The 19,519-nt window shown below is 63.6% G+C and carries 21 protein-coding genes and 1 pseudogene; 7 read left to right on the forward strand and 15 right to left on the reverse strand.

Translation table 11 applies throughout. The features are described 5' to 3' along the window. Positions 1-10 precede the first annotated feature (10 nt). From X733_RS145265 to X733_RS145240, 6 genes are all read right to left on the reverse strand, one after another. Positions 11-847, reverse strand: a complete 837-nt coding sequence (locus tag X733_RS145265; protein WP_023700527.1) for a GNAT family N-acetyltransferase — start codon at positions 845-847, stop codon at positions 11-13. Between the two features lie 5 nt (positions 848-852). After that, positions 853-1,599, reverse strand: coding sequence for an aspartate/glutamate racemase family protein (locus X733_RS145260; protein WP_023669393.1), 747 nt, complete (start codon positions 1,597-1,599; stop codon positions 853-855). 2 nt (positions 1,600-1,601) lie between these two features. Next, on the reverse strand, positions 1,602-2,420 hold the full coding sequence (locus X733_RS145255) for an ABC transporter permease (RefSeq protein WP_023669394.1): 819 nt from the start codon (positions 2,418-2,420) through the stop codon (positions 1,602-1,604). Position 2,421: 1 nt separating this feature from the next. After that, on the reverse strand, positions 2,422-3,333 hold the full coding sequence (locus tag X733_RS145250) for an ABC transporter permease (RefSeq protein WP_023819356.1): 912 nt from the start codon (positions 3,331-3,333) through the stop codon (positions 2,422-2,424). A gap of 246 nt (positions 3,334-3,579) precedes the next feature. Next, the gene (locus X733_RS145245; RefSeq protein WP_023689479.1) at positions 3,580-4,869 is read right to left on the reverse strand and encodes a PotD/PotF family extracellular solute-binding protein; all 1,290 of its coding nucleotides are present in this window, start codon (positions 4,867-4,869) and stop codon (positions 3,580-3,582) included. A gap of 35 nt (positions 4,870-4,904) precedes the next feature. Then, entirely contained in the window at positions 4,905-6,005 is a 1,101-nt protein-coding gene (locus tag X733_RS145240) for an ABC transporter ATP-binding protein (RefSeq protein ID WP_023819357.1), read from the reverse strand. Between the two features lie 264 nt (positions 6,006-6,269). On the opposite strand from X733_RS145240, the gene X733_RS145235 reads away from it, so the two are divergent. Then, the gene (locus X733_RS145235; RefSeq protein WP_023669398.1) at positions 6,270-6,980 is read left to right on the forward strand and encodes a GntR family transcriptional regulator; all 711 of its coding nucleotides are present in this window, start codon (positions 6,270-6,272) and stop codon (positions 6,978-6,980) included. Between the two features lie 3 nt (positions 6,981-6,983). On the opposite strand, the gene X733_RS145230 is transcribed toward X733_RS145235, so the two are convergent. After that, positions 6,984-8,213, reverse strand: coding sequence for a GNAT family N-acetyltransferase (locus tag X733_RS145230; protein ID WP_023819358.1), 1,230 nt, complete (start codon positions 8,211-8,213; stop codon positions 6,984-6,986). A 91-nt stretch (positions 8,214-8,304) separates the two neighbouring features. Here X733_RS145230 and X733_RS145225 point away from each other — a divergent pair, with 91 nt between their 5' ends. After that, positions 8,305-9,363, forward strand: coding sequence for a polysaccharide deacetylase family protein (locus tag X733_RS145225; protein ID WP_023819359.1), 1,059 nt, complete (start codon positions 8,305-8,307; stop codon positions 9,361-9,363). A gap of 15 nt (positions 9,364-9,378) precedes the next feature. On the opposite strand, the gene X733_RS145220 is transcribed toward X733_RS145225, so the two are convergent. Continuing rightward, complete coding sequence (locus X733_RS145220) at positions 9,379-9,594, reverse strand: DUF2842 domain-containing protein (RefSeq protein WP_023669401.1); 216 nt, start codon at positions 9,592-9,594, stop codon at positions 9,379-9,381. Between the two features lie 150 nt (positions 9,595-9,744). Here X733_RS145220 and X733_RS145215 point away from each other — a divergent pair, with 150 nt between their 5' ends. Next, positions 9,745-10,869 (forward strand): COX15/CtaA family protein, encoded by a 1,125-nt coding sequence (locus X733_RS145215; RefSeq protein WP_023669402.1) that lies wholly within the window; start codon positions 9,745-9,747, stop codon positions 10,867-10,869. Positions 10,870-10,922: 53 nt separating this feature from the next. On the opposite strand, the gene X733_RS145210 is transcribed toward X733_RS145215, so the two are convergent. The 3 genes from X733_RS145210 to speB all read right to left on the reverse strand — a co-directional run bounded on the left by X733_RS145210 (position 10,923) and on the right by speB (position 13,781). Next, positions 10,923-11,762 carry an aminoglycoside phosphotransferase family protein gene (locus tag X733_RS145210; RefSeq protein ID WP_023819360.1) on the reverse strand — a complete coding sequence of 280 codons (840 nt, stop codon included), beginning with the start codon at positions 11,760-11,762 and terminating at the stop codon, positions 10,923-10,925. Between the two features lie 61 nt (positions 11,763-11,823). Next, the gene (gene argC / locus X733_RS145205) at positions 11,824-12,750 is read right to left on the reverse strand and encodes an N-acetyl-gamma-glutamyl-phosphate reductase (RefSeq protein WP_023669404.1); all 927 of its coding nucleotides are present in this window, start codon (positions 12,748-12,750) and stop codon (positions 11,824-11,826) included. Between the two features lie 29 nt (positions 12,751-12,779). Next, a complete protein-coding gene (gene speB, locus X733_RS145200; protein ID WP_023669405.1) occupies positions 12,780-13,781 on the reverse strand; it encodes an agmatinase in 1,002 nt (333 codons plus the stop codon). A 98-nt stretch (positions 13,782-13,879) separates the two neighbouring features. Here speB and X733_RS1000000170920 point away from each other — a divergent pair. After that, positions 13,880-14,099 (forward strand): annotated as a pseudogene (locus X733_RS1000000170920) (glycerophosphodiester phosphodiesterase); the annotation flags it as partial. A 188-nt stretch (positions 14,100-14,287) separates the two neighbouring features. Here the strand turns inward: X733_RS1000000170920 and X733_RS145195 are convergent. Next, positions 14,288-15,160, reverse strand: coding sequence for an aldo/keto reductase family oxidoreductase (locus X733_RS145195; RefSeq protein WP_023819361.1), 873 nt, complete (start codon positions 15,158-15,160; stop codon positions 14,288-14,290). A 91-nt stretch (positions 15,161-15,251) separates the two neighbouring features. On the opposite strand from X733_RS145195, the gene X733_RS145190 reads away from it, so the two are divergent. Further along, the gene (locus X733_RS145190) at positions 15,252-16,151 is read left to right on the forward strand and encodes a LysR family transcriptional regulator (RefSeq protein ID WP_023693291.1); all 900 of its coding nucleotides are present in this window, start codon (positions 15,252-15,254) and stop codon (positions 16,149-16,151) included. Between the two features lie 333 nt (positions 16,152-16,484). Here X733_RS145190 and rpsI read toward each other — a convergent pair whose 3' ends face one another. The 3 genes from rpsI to X733_RS145175 all read right to left on the reverse strand — a co-directional run bounded on the left by rpsI (position 16,485) and on the right by X733_RS145175 (position 18,114). Further along, complete coding sequence (gene rpsI, locus X733_RS145185; RefSeq protein ID WP_023669408.1) at positions 16,485-16,967, reverse strand: 30S ribosomal protein S9; 483 nt, start codon at positions 16,965-16,967, stop codon at positions 16,485-16,487. 1 nt (position 16,968) lies between these two features. Further along, positions 16,969-17,433, reverse strand: a complete 465-nt coding sequence (gene rplM / locus X733_RS145180; RefSeq protein WP_023669409.1) for a 50S ribosomal protein L13 — start codon at positions 17,431-17,433, stop codon at positions 16,969-16,971. A gap of 216 nt (positions 17,434-17,649) precedes the next feature. Beyond that, positions 17,650-18,114, reverse strand: coding sequence for a PaaI family thioesterase (locus X733_RS145175; protein WP_023693292.1), 465 nt, complete (start codon positions 18,112-18,114; stop codon positions 17,650-17,652). Positions 18,115-18,260: 146 nt separating this feature from the next. Here X733_RS145175 and X733_RS145170 point away from each other — a divergent pair, with 146 nt between their 5' ends. Both X733_RS145170 and X733_RS145165 read left to right on the forward strand, forming a co-directional pair. Beyond that, positions 18,261-19,082: an enoyl-CoA hydratase gene (locus tag X733_RS145170; RefSeq protein WP_023689473.1), complete on the forward strand. Its 822-nt coding sequence runs from the start codon at positions 18,261-18,263 to the stop codon at positions 19,080-19,082. Between the two features lie 11 nt (positions 19,083-19,093). After that, positions 19,094-19,516 (forward strand): VOC family protein, encoded by a 423-nt coding sequence (locus X733_RS145165; RefSeq protein ID WP_023689472.1) that lies wholly within the window; start codon positions 19,094-19,096, stop codon positions 19,514-19,516. Positions 19,517-19,519 lie beyond the last annotated feature (3 nt).

The raw sequence follows: 19,519 nt of genomic DNA on the forward strand, positions 1-19,519 counted from the left end.
GCGCCGGGATCTACCCCAACTCCAGGGTCGTCACGCCAAATATTCGGCGCGAGTCGACCTTCGGAGGCGGGCCCTTGTACATGCGCGTGGTGGTGAAGGTCGGCCTGAAACCAATTGCTGAAAGCGCCGTGGTGAAATCGAAATTTTCGGCAGGAACGTCGATATGCAGGTCGCCACCTTCGCATGCGGCAGCCAGACTGCCCATGAGCTGCATCGCCGTCTCGGTGTCGTCGGCAAACAGCGGGCCGATCTTGTAACCCGAACGGCAGGGACGAGCCACGGCGTAGCCTATGGTGCCGAGTGAACTGATCGCGGCGAACCCGCAATGCGGCGGCTGCGCCCAGCGGTGCAGGAAGGCTCGTCGAGGCGCGGGGAAACAGCGGGCGTCATAGGCGATGATGTCGGGCACGAGTTGCGTGGTTATCATGCGCACCCCTTCGCTTCGGACGGGCGGGGTCGCGATACGGCCGCTGAAGCGGATGGTTTCGTACGCCGAGCTGAATCCCGTGCGGCGATAATTCGCCAGCTGCGCGGCGACCCCGTCGAGGCCGACCGTTCGGCCGGCCAGCCTGGCCATGCCCGCATTCCAGACTGCTTTGCCATGGCCTTTGCCGCGCATGTCTGGTCGGCAGATGTAGAGACCGATGAAACCGAAGTTGCCGCCATAGGCGACAGCCGAGATGGCGGCGGTCATCTCGTTGTCGACAAAAGCGCCGATGAACCCTTCAGGATCGGTTGGCCGGAACGCGGCGGCATCATCAAGGCCAGGGTTCCAGCCTTCAGCCGCCGCCCAGTCGATGAGAACGGTCAGTTCCGGCGGAGACAATGCGCGGACGGTAGGCTTCATAGCGTTCACTCCGCGGCGACCACCCCCGGCGAGAAGGATTTCAGCACGCCGCGATAGGGCTTGGCCAGCGGACTGGCATAGGAGCCGCGCTTCGAGGTCGACAGGCCCAATGCGATCAGCGCCTCGGCCTGTTTGAGGGCGGCGCCGACGCCGTCGATGACGGGCAGGTCGAACTCTTGCTGCAACCGGTGTGCCAGGTCGGCCATGCCGGCGCAGCCGAGCACGATGGCCTCGGCGCGGTCTTCCGCTATGGCGCGGGCGATCTCGGCGCGCAGTTTCTCGACAGCGCCGGAAGCAGCGTCTTCAAGCGAGAGTACGGGAATGTCGGCGGCGCGCACGCGGGCACGCCCGGCCATGCCATAGCGCTGCACCAGCCCCTCGACAGGGACACGCGAGCGTTCGGTGGTCGTCACCACTGTGAAGCGCTGGGCAATGTAGGAGGCGACACTGAGTGCGGCCTCGCAGATGCCGATGACCGGAATGGAGGCCATGGCGCGTGCCGCATCCAGGCCGGTATCGTCGAAGCAGGCGATGATGGCGGCCTGAGCCCCGGCACGTTCGCCGGCGGCGATCTCCATCAAAAGGCCGGGCACGGCCAATGCCTCGTCATAATAGCCCTCGATCGAGGCCGGGCCCATCGATGAGGTGACCGCGATCACCTCGGTCCCGGCGCCGGCAACGCCGCGCGCCGCCGCCGCGATCGTCTCGGTCATGCTCGCCGTCGTGTTGGGGTTCACCACCAGTATCTGCACAATCAAACCCTGGCCCGCCTGCGGCCAACATAGAGGATGGCGCCCAGTGTGGCCAGGATCACCAGGAAGGAGAACACGGTGGTCACCGTGCCCAGCGCGTAGAGCACCGGCGTCGTGACATTGGTGGTCATGCCGTAGATCTCGAGCGGCAGCGTGTTGAAGGTGCCCGACGTCATCAGCGTGCGGGCGAACTCGTCATAGGACAGCGTGAAGCCGAACAGGCCGACGCCGATCAGGCTCGGCGCGATCATCGGCAGCACGACATGGGCGAAGGTCTGCCAGGAGTTGGCGCCCAGGTCACGCGCGGCTTCCTCATAGGCGGGCGAGAAGCGGTTGAAGACGGCGAACATGATGAGCACGCCGAAGGGCAAGGTCCAGGTCAGGTGCGCGCCGAAGGCCGATGTGTACCAGGCTGGGCGGAAGCCGACCTGCTGGAAGACGACGCCGATGCCGAGCGAAATGATGATCGAGGGTACTACGAGGCTGGCGACCGCCAGGTAGAACAAAGCGGTGGCGCCACGAAATTTTTGCCGGAAAGCGAGCCCTGCCAGCAGCGACACGACGACGGTGACGATCATCACCATAAGGCCGAGCACGAGCGAGCGCTTGAAGCTGCCGCCGAAATCGCCGACCGCCTGGCGCTCGAACAGATTGGCGAACCAGTGCAGCGACACGCCATTGAGCGGGAAGGTGAGGCCGCCGGTCTCGCCTTGGAAAGAAAGGATCAGGATCGCCGACAGCGGGCCGTAGAGGAACAGCACGAACAGAGTGAAGAAGACCGCAAGCACATAGAATTCGAGGGTGCGTTTTTCGTGGCTCACCTCAAAGCTCCTTGCGGATGTCGACGATGCGCAGGATGCCCGCGACCATCAACAGTACCAACACCAGCAACACTACGGCATTGGCGGCGGCTGCGGGAAACTGCAGCAGCGACATCTGGTTCTTCATCATCAGTGCGACCGACGCGCTCTGGCCGCCCGACATCACCTGCACAGTGGAGAAATCGGCCATCACCAGCGTGACGACGAAGATGGTGCCGATCGCCATGCCGGGCTTGGCCAGCGGGATGACGACGTTCCACAAGACCTGCCAGCCGGACGCGCCGGCATCGCGCGCGGCCTCGACCAGCGAGCGGTCGATGCGCATCAACGTGTTGAAGATCGGCGTTACCATGAACAGCGTGTAGAGATGCACCATGGCCAGCACCACGGCGAATTCCGAATAGAGCAGCCATTCGATGGGTTTTGGCACCAGCCCCAATTGCACCAGCGTCGAGTTGATCAACCCGTTGCGGCCAAGCACCGGGATCCACGAGATCATGCGGATGATGTTGGAGGTCAGGAACGGCACCGTGCAGACAAGGAACAGCACCATCTGCATGGCGGTGGTGCGGATATGGAAGGCGAGGAAATAGGCGACCCAGAAGCCGATGAACAAGGTCAGAGCCCAGACGATGGCAGCGAATTTGATGGTGTTGAGATAGGTCTTCCAGGTGACCCATGATCCCAGCACGTCGGAATAGTTCGTCGTCAGGAAATCCGGATACATGGCGGCGAAGTCGTAGTCCCAGAAGGAGACGACGACGATCATGATGATTGGCAAGAGCAGGAACGCACCGAGGATGACCGCCAGCGGCGCCGATTGGAGGTAGGGCGTGACGGCACTGATGGAGAAGCGCCGGCGTCTCATCGGGCTGGCGGCGGTGATTGCGGGTCGTTCGAGAACCACGGTCATGCGGAACACCTTCGCACCGGGATGAGAAGATTTCCTTGGCTGTGATCCTTCGCGCCCCCCTCTGTCCTACCGGACATCTCCCCCTCAAGGGGGGAGATCGGCAGCTTCTGCCTCGACGCCTCTTTCCATGAAGTTGGAGATTGGCGAAAACCAAAGCGATATCCAATCTCCCCCCTTGAGGGGGAGATGTCCGGCAGGACAGAGGGGGGCGCGAAGGAATGAGGCATGTCCCGTTGACCCGCTAGCTTACGCCGCGATGAATTCGTTCCAGCGCTTCACCATGTAGCGGTCCTCGTCCATGACCGAGTTCCAGCAGGCGACTTTGCCCATACGCTCTTCGAACGAGCCGCCGTCGCGCACGGCGCCGGCCTTTTCCATGACGGTGCCGTCCGGCGCCTTGATCTCGCCCTTGGCCGGCTTGCCTTCGATCCAGTAGCCCCATTCGTCCTCGGACATGAACTTCTTGGCCGAGACCATATTGGCGGAATAGTAGCCCTGGCGGTTGAGATAGCCGCCGACCCAGCCCGACGTATACCAGTTGATGTATTCGTAGGCGGCGTCGAGCTCGGCGCCCTTGAGATGGGCGGCAAGGCCAAGGCCGCCGCCCCATGAGCGATAGCCCTCCTTGAGCGGCTGGAAGCGGCATGCGATGCCTTTGGAGCGCACGGCAGCGACGGCCGGCGACCACATAGACTGGATGACCACTTCGCCCGATGCCATCAGGTTGACGCTCTCGTCGAACGACTTCCAGAAGGCGCGGAACTGGCCGGCCTGCTTGGCCTTGATGAGGAAGTCGATCGTCTTGTCGATCTCTTCCTTGGTCATGTTGCCCTTGTCGGCATATTTGATGTTGCCTGTGGCCTCCATGATCATGGCCGCATCCATGATGCCGATGGACGGGATGTTGAGGATCGCGGTCTTGCCCTTGAAGGCCGGGTCCATGATGTCGGCCCAGGTGGTGATGTCGCGGCCGACGAGGTCGGGCCGGATGCCTAGCGTATCGGCGTTGTAGATCGTCGGCACCATGGTGAACCACTTGGTCGGCGCCTTGGCGAAGGTCTTTGAGTCCTGCGCTTCGACATAGCCGACCGTGTGCGGCGCGGTGCCCTGGGCAATGATGCTGTCGGGCGTCAGCTTGCCGGTTTTGAACAACGGCACCAGTTCGTCGTAGTATTTAAGCTTACTGACATCCATCGGCTGCAGCACGCCGCTCGGGAACACCTTCTTGCAGATCCAGTATTCGATGTCGGCGATGTCATAGCTGTCGGGCTGGGTCACGGCGCGCTGGGCGGCCGCGTCCGAATCGGTCGCCGTCATTTCCAGCGTGATGCCGAGGTCGGCCTTGCACTTGTCGGCGATCGCGTTCAGGTTCGACACGCCGGTGCCGAACTGGCGCAGCGTGATGTTGGACTGCGCCCAGATGGTCGGGAAGCCTGTAATGGCGCCCGAGCCTGCGGCGAGGCCGACGGCGGCCGCACCTGTCTTTAGCAACGAACGGCGCGAAATTCCGGTCTTTGTTTCTACTGTTTTTGTCATTCCTATTTCCCTGTTTTTGTTTTGCTTCGTTGAATTCATGAATGAAGGCGGCCGAGGACGATGGCGTCCTCGGAATCCCAGGCGAGCGGTACGGCGTCGCCAAGGGCGACGGGTTTGGCGAAGAAGTCGGAATCGTCGATGATAACGGTGAAATCGTCGATGCCGCCGCCGGTGACCGACAGCTTCACCGTGGCGCCGCGATATTCGATGTTGGAGACGATGCCGGTGAAGCCGAGGCCGGGAGAGGGTGCTTCGCCGATGCGCACATGGTCGGTGCGGATGGCAATGTCGATCGGCGTGCCCACCTCCTGGCCCGCCTCCCGGCCTTGCCCGCGGGCGGCGAGCGAGGCGCCACCATCGACGTCGAAGACGACCATGCCGTCGCGCGCGCCGGTGACCCGGCCGGAGATGACATTGTGGTCGCCCATGAAGCGCGCGACGAAGGCGGTGGCCGGCCTTTCGAACACATCTCGCGGCGGCGCCGCCTGTTCGATGCGGCCGTCATTCATCACCACGATCAGGTCCGCCAAGGCCATGGCTTCTTCCTGGCTGTGGGTGACGTGGACGAAAGTGATGCCAAGCGAGGTCTGCAATTTCTTCAGCTCGGCGCGCATGCGTATCTTCAGGAACGGGTCGAGTGCCGACAGCGGCTCGTCGAGCAGCAGCGCCTCGGGATCGGTGATCAGAGCGCGGGCGAGTGCAACACGCTGCTGCTGGCCGCCGGAAAGCTGCGCCGGCCGGCGCGGCGCATAGGCCTCCATCTGCATCAGCTTGAGCATGTCGAGCGCCTTGGCACGGCGCTGCTCCTTGTCGACGCCCTTCATCTTCAGGCTGAAGGCGACATTGTCGACAAGGTCGAGATGCGGAAACAGCGCATAGGACTGGAACATCATCGCCGTGCCACGCTTTGCCGGCGGCAAGTCGGTGACGACAATGTTGCCGAGGCGGACATCGCCCGACGAAATGCTTTCGTGGCCGGCGATCATGCGCAGCGTCGAGGTCTTGCCGCAGCCGGAGGGGCCAAGCAGGCAGCAATAGGTGCCTGCCGGTATCTTCAGGCTGATGGCCTCGACGGCAGTCGTCGTTCCGTACACTTTCGAAACGGACACGATGTCGATCTGGGCGGCTTTGGACATTCAGGCTTCCCCGTTTGGTCGCATTAACCAATGCATTATGCGTGCCAATCGGCGGCAATCGGCCCAAGCGTTTGAATCGTCAGTGAAATCGGGGTTCTTCCCCACTGCCTAGCCGGTAGGCTATTTTGTGCATTGCACAAATTATGGGCGATTGTGCGCGATCTGCACAAGAATCGTATGCAATCTTTTTTGGCTTCGTGTCCACTTTGCCTCTCGTGCGCAGGCGACGAGTTGCGCTAGAAGAGGCTGGGAACCATCATCGCCATGAACATTGCCGATCAGATCCATTCCGCCGACAGCGCCAACCAGGATCGCGCCCAGGCGATTCGCGACAATCTGCGGGACGCCATCGTCGACCGTCGGCTGACGCCCGGCACCAAGCTGTCGGAAGGCGAGGTCGGCACGCTGTTCGACGTCTCGCGCACCGTCGCGCGCGCGGCGCTGCAGATGCTGTCCTTCGAGGGGCTGGTGCGTACCGAGCGCAACCGTGGCGCCTTCGTCGCCAACCCTTCGCCCGAGGAAGCGCGCCAGGTGTTCGCATCGCGCCGGCTGATCGAGCCGGGCATAGCCATTGCCGCCTGTGGGCGGGTCACAGCCACCGATATCGCTGCGTTCCGCGCGCAGCTCGACGAGGAAGGCCGCTTCATCGCCGAGCGCGGCCCAACCGCCCGGCGCTCCGAAATCAAGGCGTCGGGCGATTTCCATCTGCTGCTCGCCTCCGTCGCCGGCAATGCCATCCTGCAGCGCTTCATGGAGGAGCTGGTGGCGCGTTCGTCTCTGGTGATCGCCCTTTACGGACGATCCGGCGTGTCGGCCTGCGGGCACAGTGAGCACACGGAAATGGTCGGCGCGCTGGAGAGCGGCGATTGCGGGTTGGTGAGCCGGCTGATGCTGCACCATATCGACCACATCGAGGCGGATCTCGACCTGCGGGTCAGGGCCGGCCCGGCGCTCCGCGAAGCGCTGAATTTCTGAACGCTAGTTTTCGTCGTCCGTGGGAGCGGGCGCTGCCTGTCCGGCGGCCTTGCGGCGCAGCATCTTGGTCAGCTTCCAGACCGTCGGGTTGTTCTTGATGAAGGCTTTCGCCCGTGCGCCCTGCCGCAGCGCCGACGCCAGGGCGCGTCCCTTCAGCGTCAGGGGCGCCAGCACCTCGAAATGCTGGGTCTCGATATCGCACCAGAGCCGCTTGTAGGGCTCGTCGCCGACCGAGAAATCATAGACATCGAAGCCTGTTTGGCAGGCTTCCTCGATGATGTCGAAGAAAAGGAAATCGCCGGGGCTGGTGTGGCCGAGATCGTCCTCGGCGATGGCGCCGAATTCGCAGATCAGGCGTTTGCCCGAGCGGCTCGAGCCGGTGATTGCGCGCAGCTTGCCAGCCACTTCGAGCCCATGCAGCACAAAGGCCGGTTTCTCCTCGGCCAGCGCGCCGGCGAAGAGGGCACGGAAGAAAGCCCGCACCTCCGGCTCGCCGAAGACATTGGCGATGCCCATCTTGGCGAAACGGAACTCCTTCATCTCGAAGAAAGCGTCGAGCAGCCGGTTCACGTCTTCGGGTGTCTGCGCCTCGATGCGGCGATGAACGCCGACCGCCTCGAATTTGCGTGTCTGCGAACGGTGCTTCTTGCGCTTGCGCTTGCCGCCCACACGCGACAGCAGCGCATCGAAACCACCGTCGAGATTGACGGCGAGCGACAGGTTTGGGCTCGGAAAGTTGGAGAACGCCACCAGCGGATTGGCAACGCCATCGAGGTCGGGCAGAAGCCTTTCCAAGGCAACGAGATCGATATCGGGACGCGCCTTGCCGATCGCCGTCACCAGCCTGCGGATCCCCCCGGCATCAGCCTTTGCCAGCCATGCCGGATCGGCGGCGGCGAAATTGCCGTTGGCATGGCGCCCGCCCATGAAGCGGGCGACGCGGAATGGACCAGTTCGCGTGATTTCCAGTGCCAGTGCAAAGACCGGCCTGTCCTCGATTGTCAGCGTGGCAATGACGGCATCGGGATTGGCCTGCGCCGTCCAGGCACGAACCCAGGCCGCGCTTTGCGCCGGCGCAAACAGCGCCGAACGGCAGAATTCGCCGTAAGAGGCGAGCGCGGCAGCATCTGCGATCGACACCGACAGACTGGTCTGGTCGGCAGCCGGCGTGCGCGCAGACGCCTTGCTTGCGGCGAGCCGATTGCCGTCAAATGACGCGGTGGCGTCAACCATACCTCAATCCTTAAGGCGTATTCGTCGCGATCAGGAGTTCGCGTCGGCGCGTTCCGTGCTTGGATCGAGCCTAGGCGCAAAAGGTGAATGAATGATCGACGGTGGTGAGGCAGTTCGGAAACTGGCGCTTAATATCGCCCGCTTTACCGGCCTTGCACCGCTGGCCAAGCCGTTTGTCGGCGGCATTGGCGCCATCCTCATGTTGCATCGGGTCACCGCCACGCCGGAGAAGCCGGACGGCGTTAACCGCCACCTCAACATCGCCCCGCGATTCCTCGACGCTCTCGTCGCCGACATGAAGTCGAGGGGCTATGCCTTCGTCACCCTCGACGAGGCGATCGAGCGCATCAAGGCCGGCGGCAAGGACGGCCAGTTCGCCACCATCACCGCCGACGACGCCTATCGCGACAACATGACCGAAGCGCTGCCAGTGCTCGAAAAGCACGACGCGCCGATCACCATCTATGTCGCGCCGGGTCTGATCGACGGCAGCGCCGATTTATGGTGGGACGTGGTCGAGGATATCGTCAACGCGCGGGAGCGTTTGACGCTGGCGACGCCGAAGGGGCCGGTGACCATAGACTGCTCGACCCACGGCAAGAAACTCCACGCCAATGCGCGTCTGCATGCCTATCTGACGCTCGAGGTGCGCGAGGAGGATCAGCGCGCCGTGCTGCGCGATCTGGCGCACTCGAACGGCATCGACCTCGATGGCTTGCGCCCAAGCACGCTGATGACCTGGGACGATATCCGCGCCGTGGCCGGGCACAGGCTGGTGACGATCGGCGCGCATACGGTCAACCACCGGAATCTGAAGCGGCTCGACGAAGCCGATGCGCGCCATGAGATCGTCGACGTCAGGCGCCAACTGCAGGCGCAGCTCGGCGAAGACCCCCATCATCTCGCTTACCCCTATGGTTACGCCAGCGCTGTCGGCTGCCGCGAAGTGGGCTTTGCCCGCGACGCCGGCTACGCCTCGGCGGTGACCACTCGCCACGGCGTGCTGCACGCCGAGCACGCCGGCTTCCTGCACGCGCTGCCGCGCATTTCGATCAACGGCCGCTACCAGAGCGTCGCCCATATCCGCACGATGTTGTCGGGCGTGACGACGCCGCTGGCCAATGCCGGCAAAATGGTCGTCACCATCTAACCTGGGTCGGGCGCTTCAGCCTTTCGGCGGCGGCTCCAGGATCAGCCATTTGATGATGCCCATCGCCGGCAGCACCCAGAACAGGCCGCTGAACAGGAAGAACAGGAAGTGCACCAGCGGGCTGGATTGCGACAGCTGCGCGACCGCTATGATCGACGCGACCAGCGCATAGATGATGACCAGCGCCACCAGCAGGAAAGTTCCGATCAGCTTTTTCAGGCGGATGGGCATGAGCGTTCTCGTTGATCGCCTCCGCTTAGGCCCAACCGCGCGCCTGTGCAACCCGGGAGATGCGGCGCGACGGCGTGCCGCGCCGTCCGGTCTTGTCAGCCGGGTTGCGATGGTTCACCAATCCGCCACGTCAACCTGCCGGGACCAACCATGGCCGCCATATCAGCCGCCGCGCCTTACATTGACCGCGATCGCGACTTGAAAAATCGGGCGCTGGTGCGCGGCTGGCTGTATGTCGTGCTTCTGGTGCTGTTTGCGCTGGTGCTGGTCGGCGGCGCCACCAGGCTCACCAATTCCGGCCTGTCGATCACCGAGTGGAAGCCGATCCACGGTGTGATACCGCCGCTCAATGACGCGGAGTGGCAGGAGGAATTCCAGCTTTATCAAAAGATTCCGCAATATGCCGAGCTCAACAAGGGCATGAGCCTGGACGCCTTCAAATCGATCTTCTGGTGGGAATGGGCGCACCGCATCCTGGCGCGCAGTGTCGGCCTGGTCTTCGGCCTGCCGTTGCTGGTCTTGTGGGCGACGCGCCGCATCGAGCGCGGCCTTGGGCCAAAGCTGGTCGGTATTCTGCTGCTTGGTGGCCTGCAAGGCGCCATCGGCTGGTGGATGGTGGCCTCCGGCCTGGTCGACCGCGTCTCCGTCAGCCAGTACCGGCTGGCGACGCATTTGACGCTTGCCGCCCTGATCTTCACTGCCACCATGGTGGTCGCGCGCGGGCTGGCGCCGCATTCGGAGCCTGCCGCCGGCCGGTCGACGCAAAGACTGGCCGGTTTCATCGTGCTGCTGGCGCTGGTCCAGATCTATCTCGGCGGGCTGGTCGCAGGGCTCGACGCCGGCCTGAGCTACAACACCTGGCCGCTGATGGACGGCAAGATCATCCCCGGCGAGCTGCTGCTGCTCGAACCGGCCTGGCGCAATTTCTTCGAGAACCCGAAGACGGTGCAGTTCGTCCACCGGCTCGGCGCCTATACGGTCTTTGCCATCGCGCTCTGGCATATGATAGCGACGCGCCGGCGGCTGCCGGGCACGACACACGCACGCCGCGCAACGCTGCTGTTTCTGCTGGTGCTGGTGCAGGCCTCGATCGGCATCGGCACGCTGCTGATGCAGGTGCCGCTGCACATGGCGCTGACCCATCAGGCCTTCGCGCTGGTCCTGCTGGGATTTGCCGCCGCCCACTGGCGCGGCAACAAGGGCGCCTATCCACTGCCAACGCGGCCGCCCATGAACGCAGGTACATCGTCTACGGTGTCTTGGCCGTCGCAATAATCTATTTCGCGAACGAACTGCCTCGCTACGTCTAAAGCGCGAGGCTGCGCCGGTCAGAAGCTGAGCCGCACCTTTCGGATCACTCCCGCAACCGACAGCTCGCGGTTCTCGTCGACCGCATTCTCGTCCTCATGATGCCATGCGGCCGACAGGCAGCCATAGGCGATGGCATGGTCGAGAATGGCAGCCGGCGTCTGGCCGAGTGTCCTGGCGAAGATCTCAGCCATATGCGCGATGCGCTCGGGATCGAGGCAGAGGTCGTCGCGCCCCAGTGGGTTGTAGAACAGATTGGCGGCGTCGAAGCCGGGATCGCCGAGCACGCCCTTCGGGTCGATCGCCAGCCAGCCGCGCGCACCGTGCAAAATGTTGTCGTGATGCAGGTCGCCATGCAGCGGCTTGACCGCATGCGGGGCATCGAGCAGCCGGTCCGCGATTTCGGCGGCCTCGATATAGAGGCTGTGCTCTCCGGCGTCGCGATCGGCTCCGGCCTTTTTGAACAGGCTGGCAAACCGTGTCCGCAGCGGCTGCAGGTCCGGCGGGGCAGGGTGTCTTGAGGGCGAGAACAGTCTCCCCATCAACTCGGCCACGATTGCGGTCGCGGCGTTGTCGCCTTCTTTGGCCAGAACGTCGGAAAGCAGGGTGTCGCCGGCATATTCGAGCAGCATGCGGTGGCCGTCCCGGCCAAGCAGCCGCACCGCGCCTTCGCCGCGCCGCCATGCGAGATAGTGCTCGCCGCGCAACTCGTCCTCGACATCGTCGAATGGTTTGAGCGCCTTGACGATGGCCGGCGAGCCGTCCTCACGCCGCACCTTCCAGATGCGGCTCGAAAACGTCTCCGCAATGAGCTCGGGCGCGCTGATCTTCCAGCGCTTTGGAAATGCAGGCGCGTCCATTCAGAGCGCGATGCCGAAAAGTGTTAAGCGGTTTTCGGGCAACATGCTCTCTCCAACTGAATTAAAGGCCGAGCATCAGATCCATGTTCTGAACGGCAGCACCCGAGGCGCCCTTTCCGAGATTGTCATAGACCGCAATCAGCAGCGCCTGCGCCCTGTCGTCATTGGCAAAGACATAGACCTTCATGCGGTTGGTGCCGTTATAGACCTCGGGATTGATCTCGGGCAGGCGCTCCACGTGCTCGTAAGGAGCTACCTCGACCACGCCGCCCTTGATGGCGGCAAAATGGTCGGCGATTGCCGCGTGCAGTTCGGCGCCGGCCGGCACATGGTCGAGCCCGCCGAGCTGCAGCGGCACCACTGTGATCATGCCTTGGGCGAAATTGCCGACCGCCGGCTGCATGATCGGATCGTGCGACAGCTTCGCATAGGTGCGCAGCTCCGGCACATGCTTGTGCTGCAGGGTCAGCCCATAGACCTGGAATTCAGAGGCATCCTCGCCCTTGGCGACATAGTCCTCGATCATCGGCCGGCCGCCGCCCGAATAGCCCGAAATGCCATTGACGGTGATCGGGAAATCCGCCGGCAGCAGGCCGGCGGCGACCAGCGGCCGCAGTGTCGCGATCGGTCCTTGCGGCCAGCAGCCGGGATTGGCGACGCGTTTTGCATTGGCGATGATCTTGGCCTGGCCCTTTTCCATCTCGGCAAAGCCATATTCCCAGCCCTCGGCTACGCGATGCGCCGTGGAGGCGTCGATCACCTTGGTGGTGTCGTTGGCAATCAGCGATACGCTTTCCTTGGCAGCCGCATCCGGCAGGCACAGGATGGCGACATCGGCTGCATTGAGGAACTCGGCGCGCGCCGCCGTTTCCTTGCGGCGCTCGGCCGGGATCGAGATGATCTCGAGGTCGCCGCGCTCGGCCAGCAGCGCCCGGATCTGCAGGCCGGTGGTGCCGTGTTCGCCATCGATGAAGATTTTCGGTTTCATGTGCCCGTCAATTCCCTGCTAATTCAGGCCTATATGCCCTGGCCATGGTTTGCCGCGCCATGGTTGCCGCTGTTCAGCTCTTCCGCCCGCGCTTTTCGCTCGGCCACCAGGCCGAGATAGTGCATGGCCACCATCGAGCCGGCGATCGCCGTTATATCGGCGTGATCATAGGCCGGCGCAACCTCGACGACGTCGGCGCCGACAATATCGACTTGGCCGAGCTGGCGCAGCGTCGACAGGATTTTCGCCGAGGACGGTCCGCCGGCAACCGGCGTGCCGGTGCCGGGCGCAAAGGCCGGGTCGAGGCAGTCGATGTCGAAGGTGAGATAGGTCTTCCTGCCGCCGGTGCGGTCGACGATCGCATAGGCGATGTCGGAAGCCCGCATCTCCTCGATCTCGTGACCGTAAAGGATCTTGATGCCGAACGTATCGGGGGCATGCGTGCGGATGCCGATCTGGATCGAACGATCAGGATCGATGATGCCCTCATTGACGGCGCGCCCGACGAACGAACCGTGGTCGATGCGCTTGCCATCGTCAGGCCAGGTGTCCTGATGCGCGTCGAACTGCACCAGCGCCAGCGGCCCATGGATGGCGGCATGCGCCTTGAGCAGCGGCCAGGTGACGAAATGGTCGCCGCCGAGCGACAACAGGAAGGCACCCGATTTCAGGATCTTCGCCGCCTCGCGCTCGATCGTGCCTGGTGTCTTCTGGTGATTGCCCGAATCGAGCAGGCAATCGCCATAGTCGATGACGGCGAGATGCTCGAACAGGTCGCGCGAGAACGGATATTGCGGGTCGTTGTCGAGGATCGCCGAGGCGCGGCGGATCGCCTGCGGCCCGAAGCGCGCGCCCGGCCGGTTGGTGACGGCGGCATCGAACGGAATGCCCCACACGACGGCGTCCGCGCCCTTTGCATCCTTGGTGTATTTGCGCCGCATGAACGACAGCGCGCCGGCATAGGTCGGCTCGAAGGAAGGCCCCGTCTTGGAGCGGGCGGTGAACGCGTTGTCGATGGTCTGGTTCGCCATTACGGGTCCTTCTTTGTTCATCGGGCTGCCACAACTACAGAACCGGCACGCAAGATGCCAGTCACAGCTTGGCGAAGGACTTGTATCGCCAAGGTGCAAGGCCCGGCGGCTTCCTCTCCGGCGGCTGCGGCGATGAACTGGCGGTGCAGGCCGGCATGCCGGCCGAGACCACGGTTTCTGGGCCGAACGCGGCGCCACCATCATCCAGACCGACGAACCGAAGGCTGCCATTGGCTGGCTGGGGGCCAACGGGTTTAGGGTGCCTTATGTGGATGAGGCGAAGCCGGCCGAGCCGCGAATACGGCGAGTATCAATTAGAAATCGTACGTCGGCGCCATCACCCCACCCGGCGCTGCGCGCCGAGGGGAGGTAGGGCGTTGGCGCTTTAGATTCCGACAGTCGTAGCGATTGCGAGGCATGCAAGGCTGCCGCGACCTCCTACCTCCCCTCGATGGGGAGGTCGCGCCGAAGGCGCGGGTGGGGTGACAGCGCCGCCCGCAAAATCTTCACGCCGCTTTCGCCACCCCATCCAATTCCCTTAGCACATCGGCCGACAGCTCCAGTTCCGCCGCCGCCAGGTTCTCTCTCAAATGCCCGATCGACGACGTCCCCGGGATCAGCAGGATGTTCGGCGAGCGGCGCAGCAGCCAGGCGAGCGCAACCTGCAAGGGTGTGGCGCCGAGCCGCGCGGCCACATCCGACAAGGTCGACGACTGCAGCGGGCTGAAACCGCCGAGCGGGAAGAACGGCGTGTAGGCGATACCGGCGCGCGCCAGTTCATCGATCAACCCGTCGTCGTCGCGATGCGCCAGATTGTACTGGTTCTGCACGCAGACGATCTCGGCGATCCCACGGCCTTCCTCGACCTGCGCTGGGGTGACGTTGCTCAGGCCGATATGGCGCACCAGACCCTTGCGCTGCAGTTCGGCAAGCGCGGTCAACTGCGGCTCGATCGAGCCCTCGGCGGGACCCATCACCCCGAACATGATGCGCAGATTGACGACATCCAGCACCTCAAGACCGAGATTCCTGAGATTATCGTGCACGGCCTGCTCAAGTTCCTTGGCGGAATAGGCAGGCAGCCATGAGCCGTCGCTGCCGCGCCGCGCCCCGATCTTTGTGACGATGACGAGGTCTTGCGGATAGGGCGCCAGCGCTTCGCGGATCAGCTGGTTGGTGACATGCGGGCCATAATAGTCGCTGGTGTCGATGTGGTTGACCCCGGAGGCCACCGCTTCGCGCAGCACTGCAATGGCCGCGTCATGATTCTTCGGCGGACCGAAAACGTGCGGGCCGGCAAGTTGCATGGCGCCGTAGCCGAGCCGTCTCACGGTGTGGCTGCCGAGGGTGAATGTGCCGGATTTTTGGATGGTGGACATGGTCGGTCTCCTTTGAGGAGGCGAAGATAGACGCTGCTCAACCTCGGGATAATAAGGTACAATCCGTACAGCTTGTGCGGAATGGCGAACAATGATGGACCTTGGCGACCTGAACGCTTTCGTGACGGTGGCGCGTGCCGGCGGCTTTCGCGAAGGGGCTCGCGCCGGCGGCGGCAGCGCGTCGGGCCTGAGCGAAGCGGTGCGCCGCCTGGAGACGCAGCTCGGCGTCAGGCTGTTCAACCGCACGACACGCAGCGTCGTTCCGACCGACGCAGGTCTCAGCCTGCTCGGACGGCTTGGCCCGGCGCTGTCGGAGGTGGAGGCGGCCCTCGACGTGGTCAATGGCTTTCGCGACAGGCCGGCTGGTTCGCTGCGCCTCAACGTCCCGGTCAGCGCCGCGCGGCTGATATTGCCCGACATCGTTCCGGGCTTCCTCGCCGCCTATCCCGGCATTCGGCTGGAGGTCATCGCCGATGAGAACTTCGTCGACGTGCTGGCGGCGGGCTGCGACGCCGGCATCCGCTATGACGAGCGACTGGAGCAGGACATGATCGCGGTGCCGATCGGACCGCGCGTCCAGCGCTTCGCCACTGGCGCCAGCCCCGCCTATCTCGAGCGCCATGGGCGGCCGCAGCACCCGAGCGACCTGCTTGGCCATGCTTGTCTGCGCGGTCGTTTTGCCAGCGGTGCGATGCTGCCGTGGGAATTCGAGCGCGACGGCGAGGTGGTGCGTGTCGACACGACGGGGCCGTTGATCGTGCGGATCGGCGGGGCGAGCGATCTTGCCGTCCATGCGGCCATTGCCGGCAGCGGCATCGTCGCTCTCTTCGAGGGCTGGCTTCGCCCTCACTTCGAAAGCGGCGCCCTGGAGCCCGTGCTCGAACCGTGGTGGCAGAGTTTTCCCGGACCATTTCTGTACTATCCCGGACGGCGTCTGGTTCCAGCGCCGCTACGGGCGTTTATCGATTACATCAAGGCCGGCAAGTTCTGAGACTTGAACCGAGGCCGGCGCCATCACCCCNCGTTTATCGATTACATCAAGGCCGGCAAGTTCTGAGACTTGAACCGAGGCCGGCGCCATCACCCCACCCGGCGCTTCGCGCCGACCTCCCCATCGAGGGGAGGTAGGGTGCCGCGTTTTTATGGTCGAACTGGTTTGCTAGCCGCTGGACCATCGTGGATTGTCCGGGCGGCAAAACTGCCGCGACCTCCTACCTCCCCTCGATGGGGAGGTCGGCGCGAAGCGCCGGGTGGGGTGACTGCCGAGACCCAAAAGAAAAGGCCGCCCGGAGGCGGCCTTTCGATGTCTGGAACGTCGCAGCGCTTAGCGCTTCGAGAACTGGAAGGAACGACGGGCCTTCGCCTTGCCGTACTTCTTGCGCTCGACGACGCGGCTGTCGCGGGTCAGGAAGCCGCCCTTCTTGAGCACGGCGCGCAGTGCCGGCTCATAGTAGGTCAGCGCCTTGGAGATGCCGTGACGAACGGCACCGGCCTGGCCGGACAGGCCGCCGCCGATGACGGTGGCGACGATGTCGTACTGGCCGGCGCGGTTGGAAGCGATGATCGGCTGGTTGAGGATCATCTGCAGGACCGGACGCGCGAAATAGGTCGCGAATTCCTTGTCGTTGACGACGATCTTGCCCGAACCCGGCTTCACCCAGACGCGGGCGATGGCGTTCTTGCGCTTGCCGGTGGCATAGGCGCGGCCCGACTTGTCGAGCTTCTGGACATGGACGGGTGCTGCCGGCTGGGTGTTGGTGTTGCCGGTGGCGGCGCCCAATTCTGCGAGCGAGGAAAGCTCAGCCATCTTATGCAACCTTCTTGTTCTTGGCGTTCAGCGCGCCGACGTCGAGGGTGACGGGCTGCTGGGCGACATGCGGATGTTCCGTGCCTGCATAGACGCGGAGGTTCTTCATCTGACGACGGCCGAGCGGCCCGCGCGGGATCATGCGTTCGACGGCCTTCTCGACGACACGCTCGGGGAAACGGCCCTCGAGCAGCTGGCGCGCGGTGCGCTCCTTGATGCCGCCGGGGTGACCGGTGTGCCAGTAATAGACCTTGTCGGTGAACTTCTTGCCGGTGAACACCACCTTGTCGGCATTGATGACGATGACGTTATCGCCGTCGTCGACATGCGGGGTGAAGGTGGGCTTGTGCTTGCCGCGAAGATGATTGGCGATGACAGTGGCGAGACGGCCGACGACGAGACCCTCGGCGTCGATCAGCACCCACTTCTTCACCACATCCGCAGGCTTCTGCGAAAAGGTTGCCATGGATTTTCTGCTTTCGATTTTGACCTTCCGAAGAAGGCGTTTCTTGTTGCTTGGATTGGCGACAAGGCACTTGCCCGCCGCCAATAACAAAACGGCGGCCTTTGCGGGCCGCTGCTTCGTGACGGCTTATAGGCGAGGGGGTGGTGCACGTCAAGGCGCGGGAAAAGCACGTCTGCTCGTAAAGTGTAATAAAAACAAAGGTTTGATCAAAAGGTATTATTTTACCACATCGGCGGCGCGCTTCGGCGGGATCGAATAGGTGCCGGTCGCATGCGCTACCGTGTGTCCCTTCGGTCCGGCGACGATGTCGATATCGAACACCATCAGGCTCTTGCCCAGCTTCAGGATGCGGCAATGGCCGTCGATCGGCCCGGCTTCGGCCTTGCGGACAAAATTGATGTTGAGGTTGACGGTAACCGAAAGCGCATCCGGCCCGGCATGGCTGAGCACGCAGACATAGCCGCCAATGTCGGCCAGCGTGAACAGCGAGGGCCCGGACACCGTGCCGCCGGGACGCAAATGCCGTTCGCTGGCGTTGAGCCGCACCGTGCAGCCGCCGGGAAACACATCGAGCGCCTCATACGACGTGAACTCGTCGTTGAGCTGGGGGTAGACGCTGGCCATCAGCGCATTGACTTCAGCCGCCGTCAGCACCGGCTTGAGATTGTCCTGGGCGGGCATGTCGGTCTCTCGTTCTATGCCGGGCCTGTATGAACGCAATGATGCGCTTCTGGCAACACCTCTGGCGCAAGCGATGGGTGTTGATGAAACTCGATCCGATATTAGATAGTCTGGCGGCGCCCGGCGGAATCGCGGAGACCCTTGTCATGGCCGAAATCCTTTCGATCAAACCTGTTGCCATAGACGGGCCGGTCATCGCCGGGCTGGACAAGGGCGTGCTGCGCCTGACGCTCGCCAATCCGCCCGCCAATGCCTTGTCGCTTTCCGTCATGGCGGCATTGAGCGCCGAGCTCGACCGTGCCAAGGCCAACAAATCGGTCCGCGTCATCGTCTTGGCGGCCGCCGGGAAAGTCTTCTGCGCCGGTCACGATCTCAAGGAAATGACCGCGCGCCGCGCCGACGCCGACAAGGGCAAGGGGTTTTTCGAGCAGACATTTTCGGCTTGCGCGGCGTTGATGCAGCAGATCGTGCGCCATCCGCTCCCGATCATCGCCGAAGTCGATGGCCTAGCCACCGCTGCGGGGCTGCAACTGGTTTGCAGTTGCGACCTCGCCATTGCCTCGCATGAAGCGACCTTCTGCACGCCGGGCGTCAATATCGGCCTGTTTTGTTCGACGCCGATGGTGGCGCTGTCACGCAACGTGTCTCACAAGCACGCCATGGAAATGCTGCTCACCGGCGAGACCATCGATGCCGCAACCGCCAAGGAATTCGGCCTGGTCAACCGCGTCGTGCCGCGCGAATACCTGAATCAGATCGTCACCAAATACGCGCAAACCATTGCCTCCAAATCATCTCTGGTGGTCAAGACCGGCAAGGAAGCCTTTTACGCGCAGGCCGAGATGGGATTGGCGGACGCGTATGCCTATACCGGCCGCGTCATGGTCGAGAACATGCTGGCCCGCGACGCCGAGGAAGGCATCGGCGCCTTCATCGGCAAGCGCAAACCGGAATGGACGGACGAATAGGTTTTCGATCCATGGAACCGCGCATCTCCATCATCACCATCGCCACCGACGATCTCGAGCGCGCCGTGCGCTTTTACGAAGGCATGGGCTTGAAGCGCCACGCCGGCATCACCGATGGCGTCGCCTTCTTCCAGATGGGCGGCGCCATTCTCGGCCTGTTCCCGAGGCCAAGCGCCGAGGAGGATTCAGGCATTGCCTTCGCCGCAGCACCGTCGGCGGTCTACCTCGCCTACAACACCCGCTCCGATGCCGAAGTCGACGACGTGCTGGCGGCCGCCGAGAAGGCCGGCGGCAGGATCGTCAAGCCGGCAGGCCGCGCCTTCTGGGGCGGCTGGTATGGATATTTCGCCGATGCCGACGGCCATGTCTGGGAAGTCGCACACAATCCGGCCTTCCCGATCGCGGATGACGGCACCATCTCGCTGCCGGACTGAGCG

Source organism: Mesorhizobium sp. L2C066B000 (assembly GCF_000502335.1).
Taxonomy (GTDB): Bacteria; Pseudomonadota; Alphaproteobacteria; order Rhizobiales; family Rhizobiaceae; genus Mesorhizobium.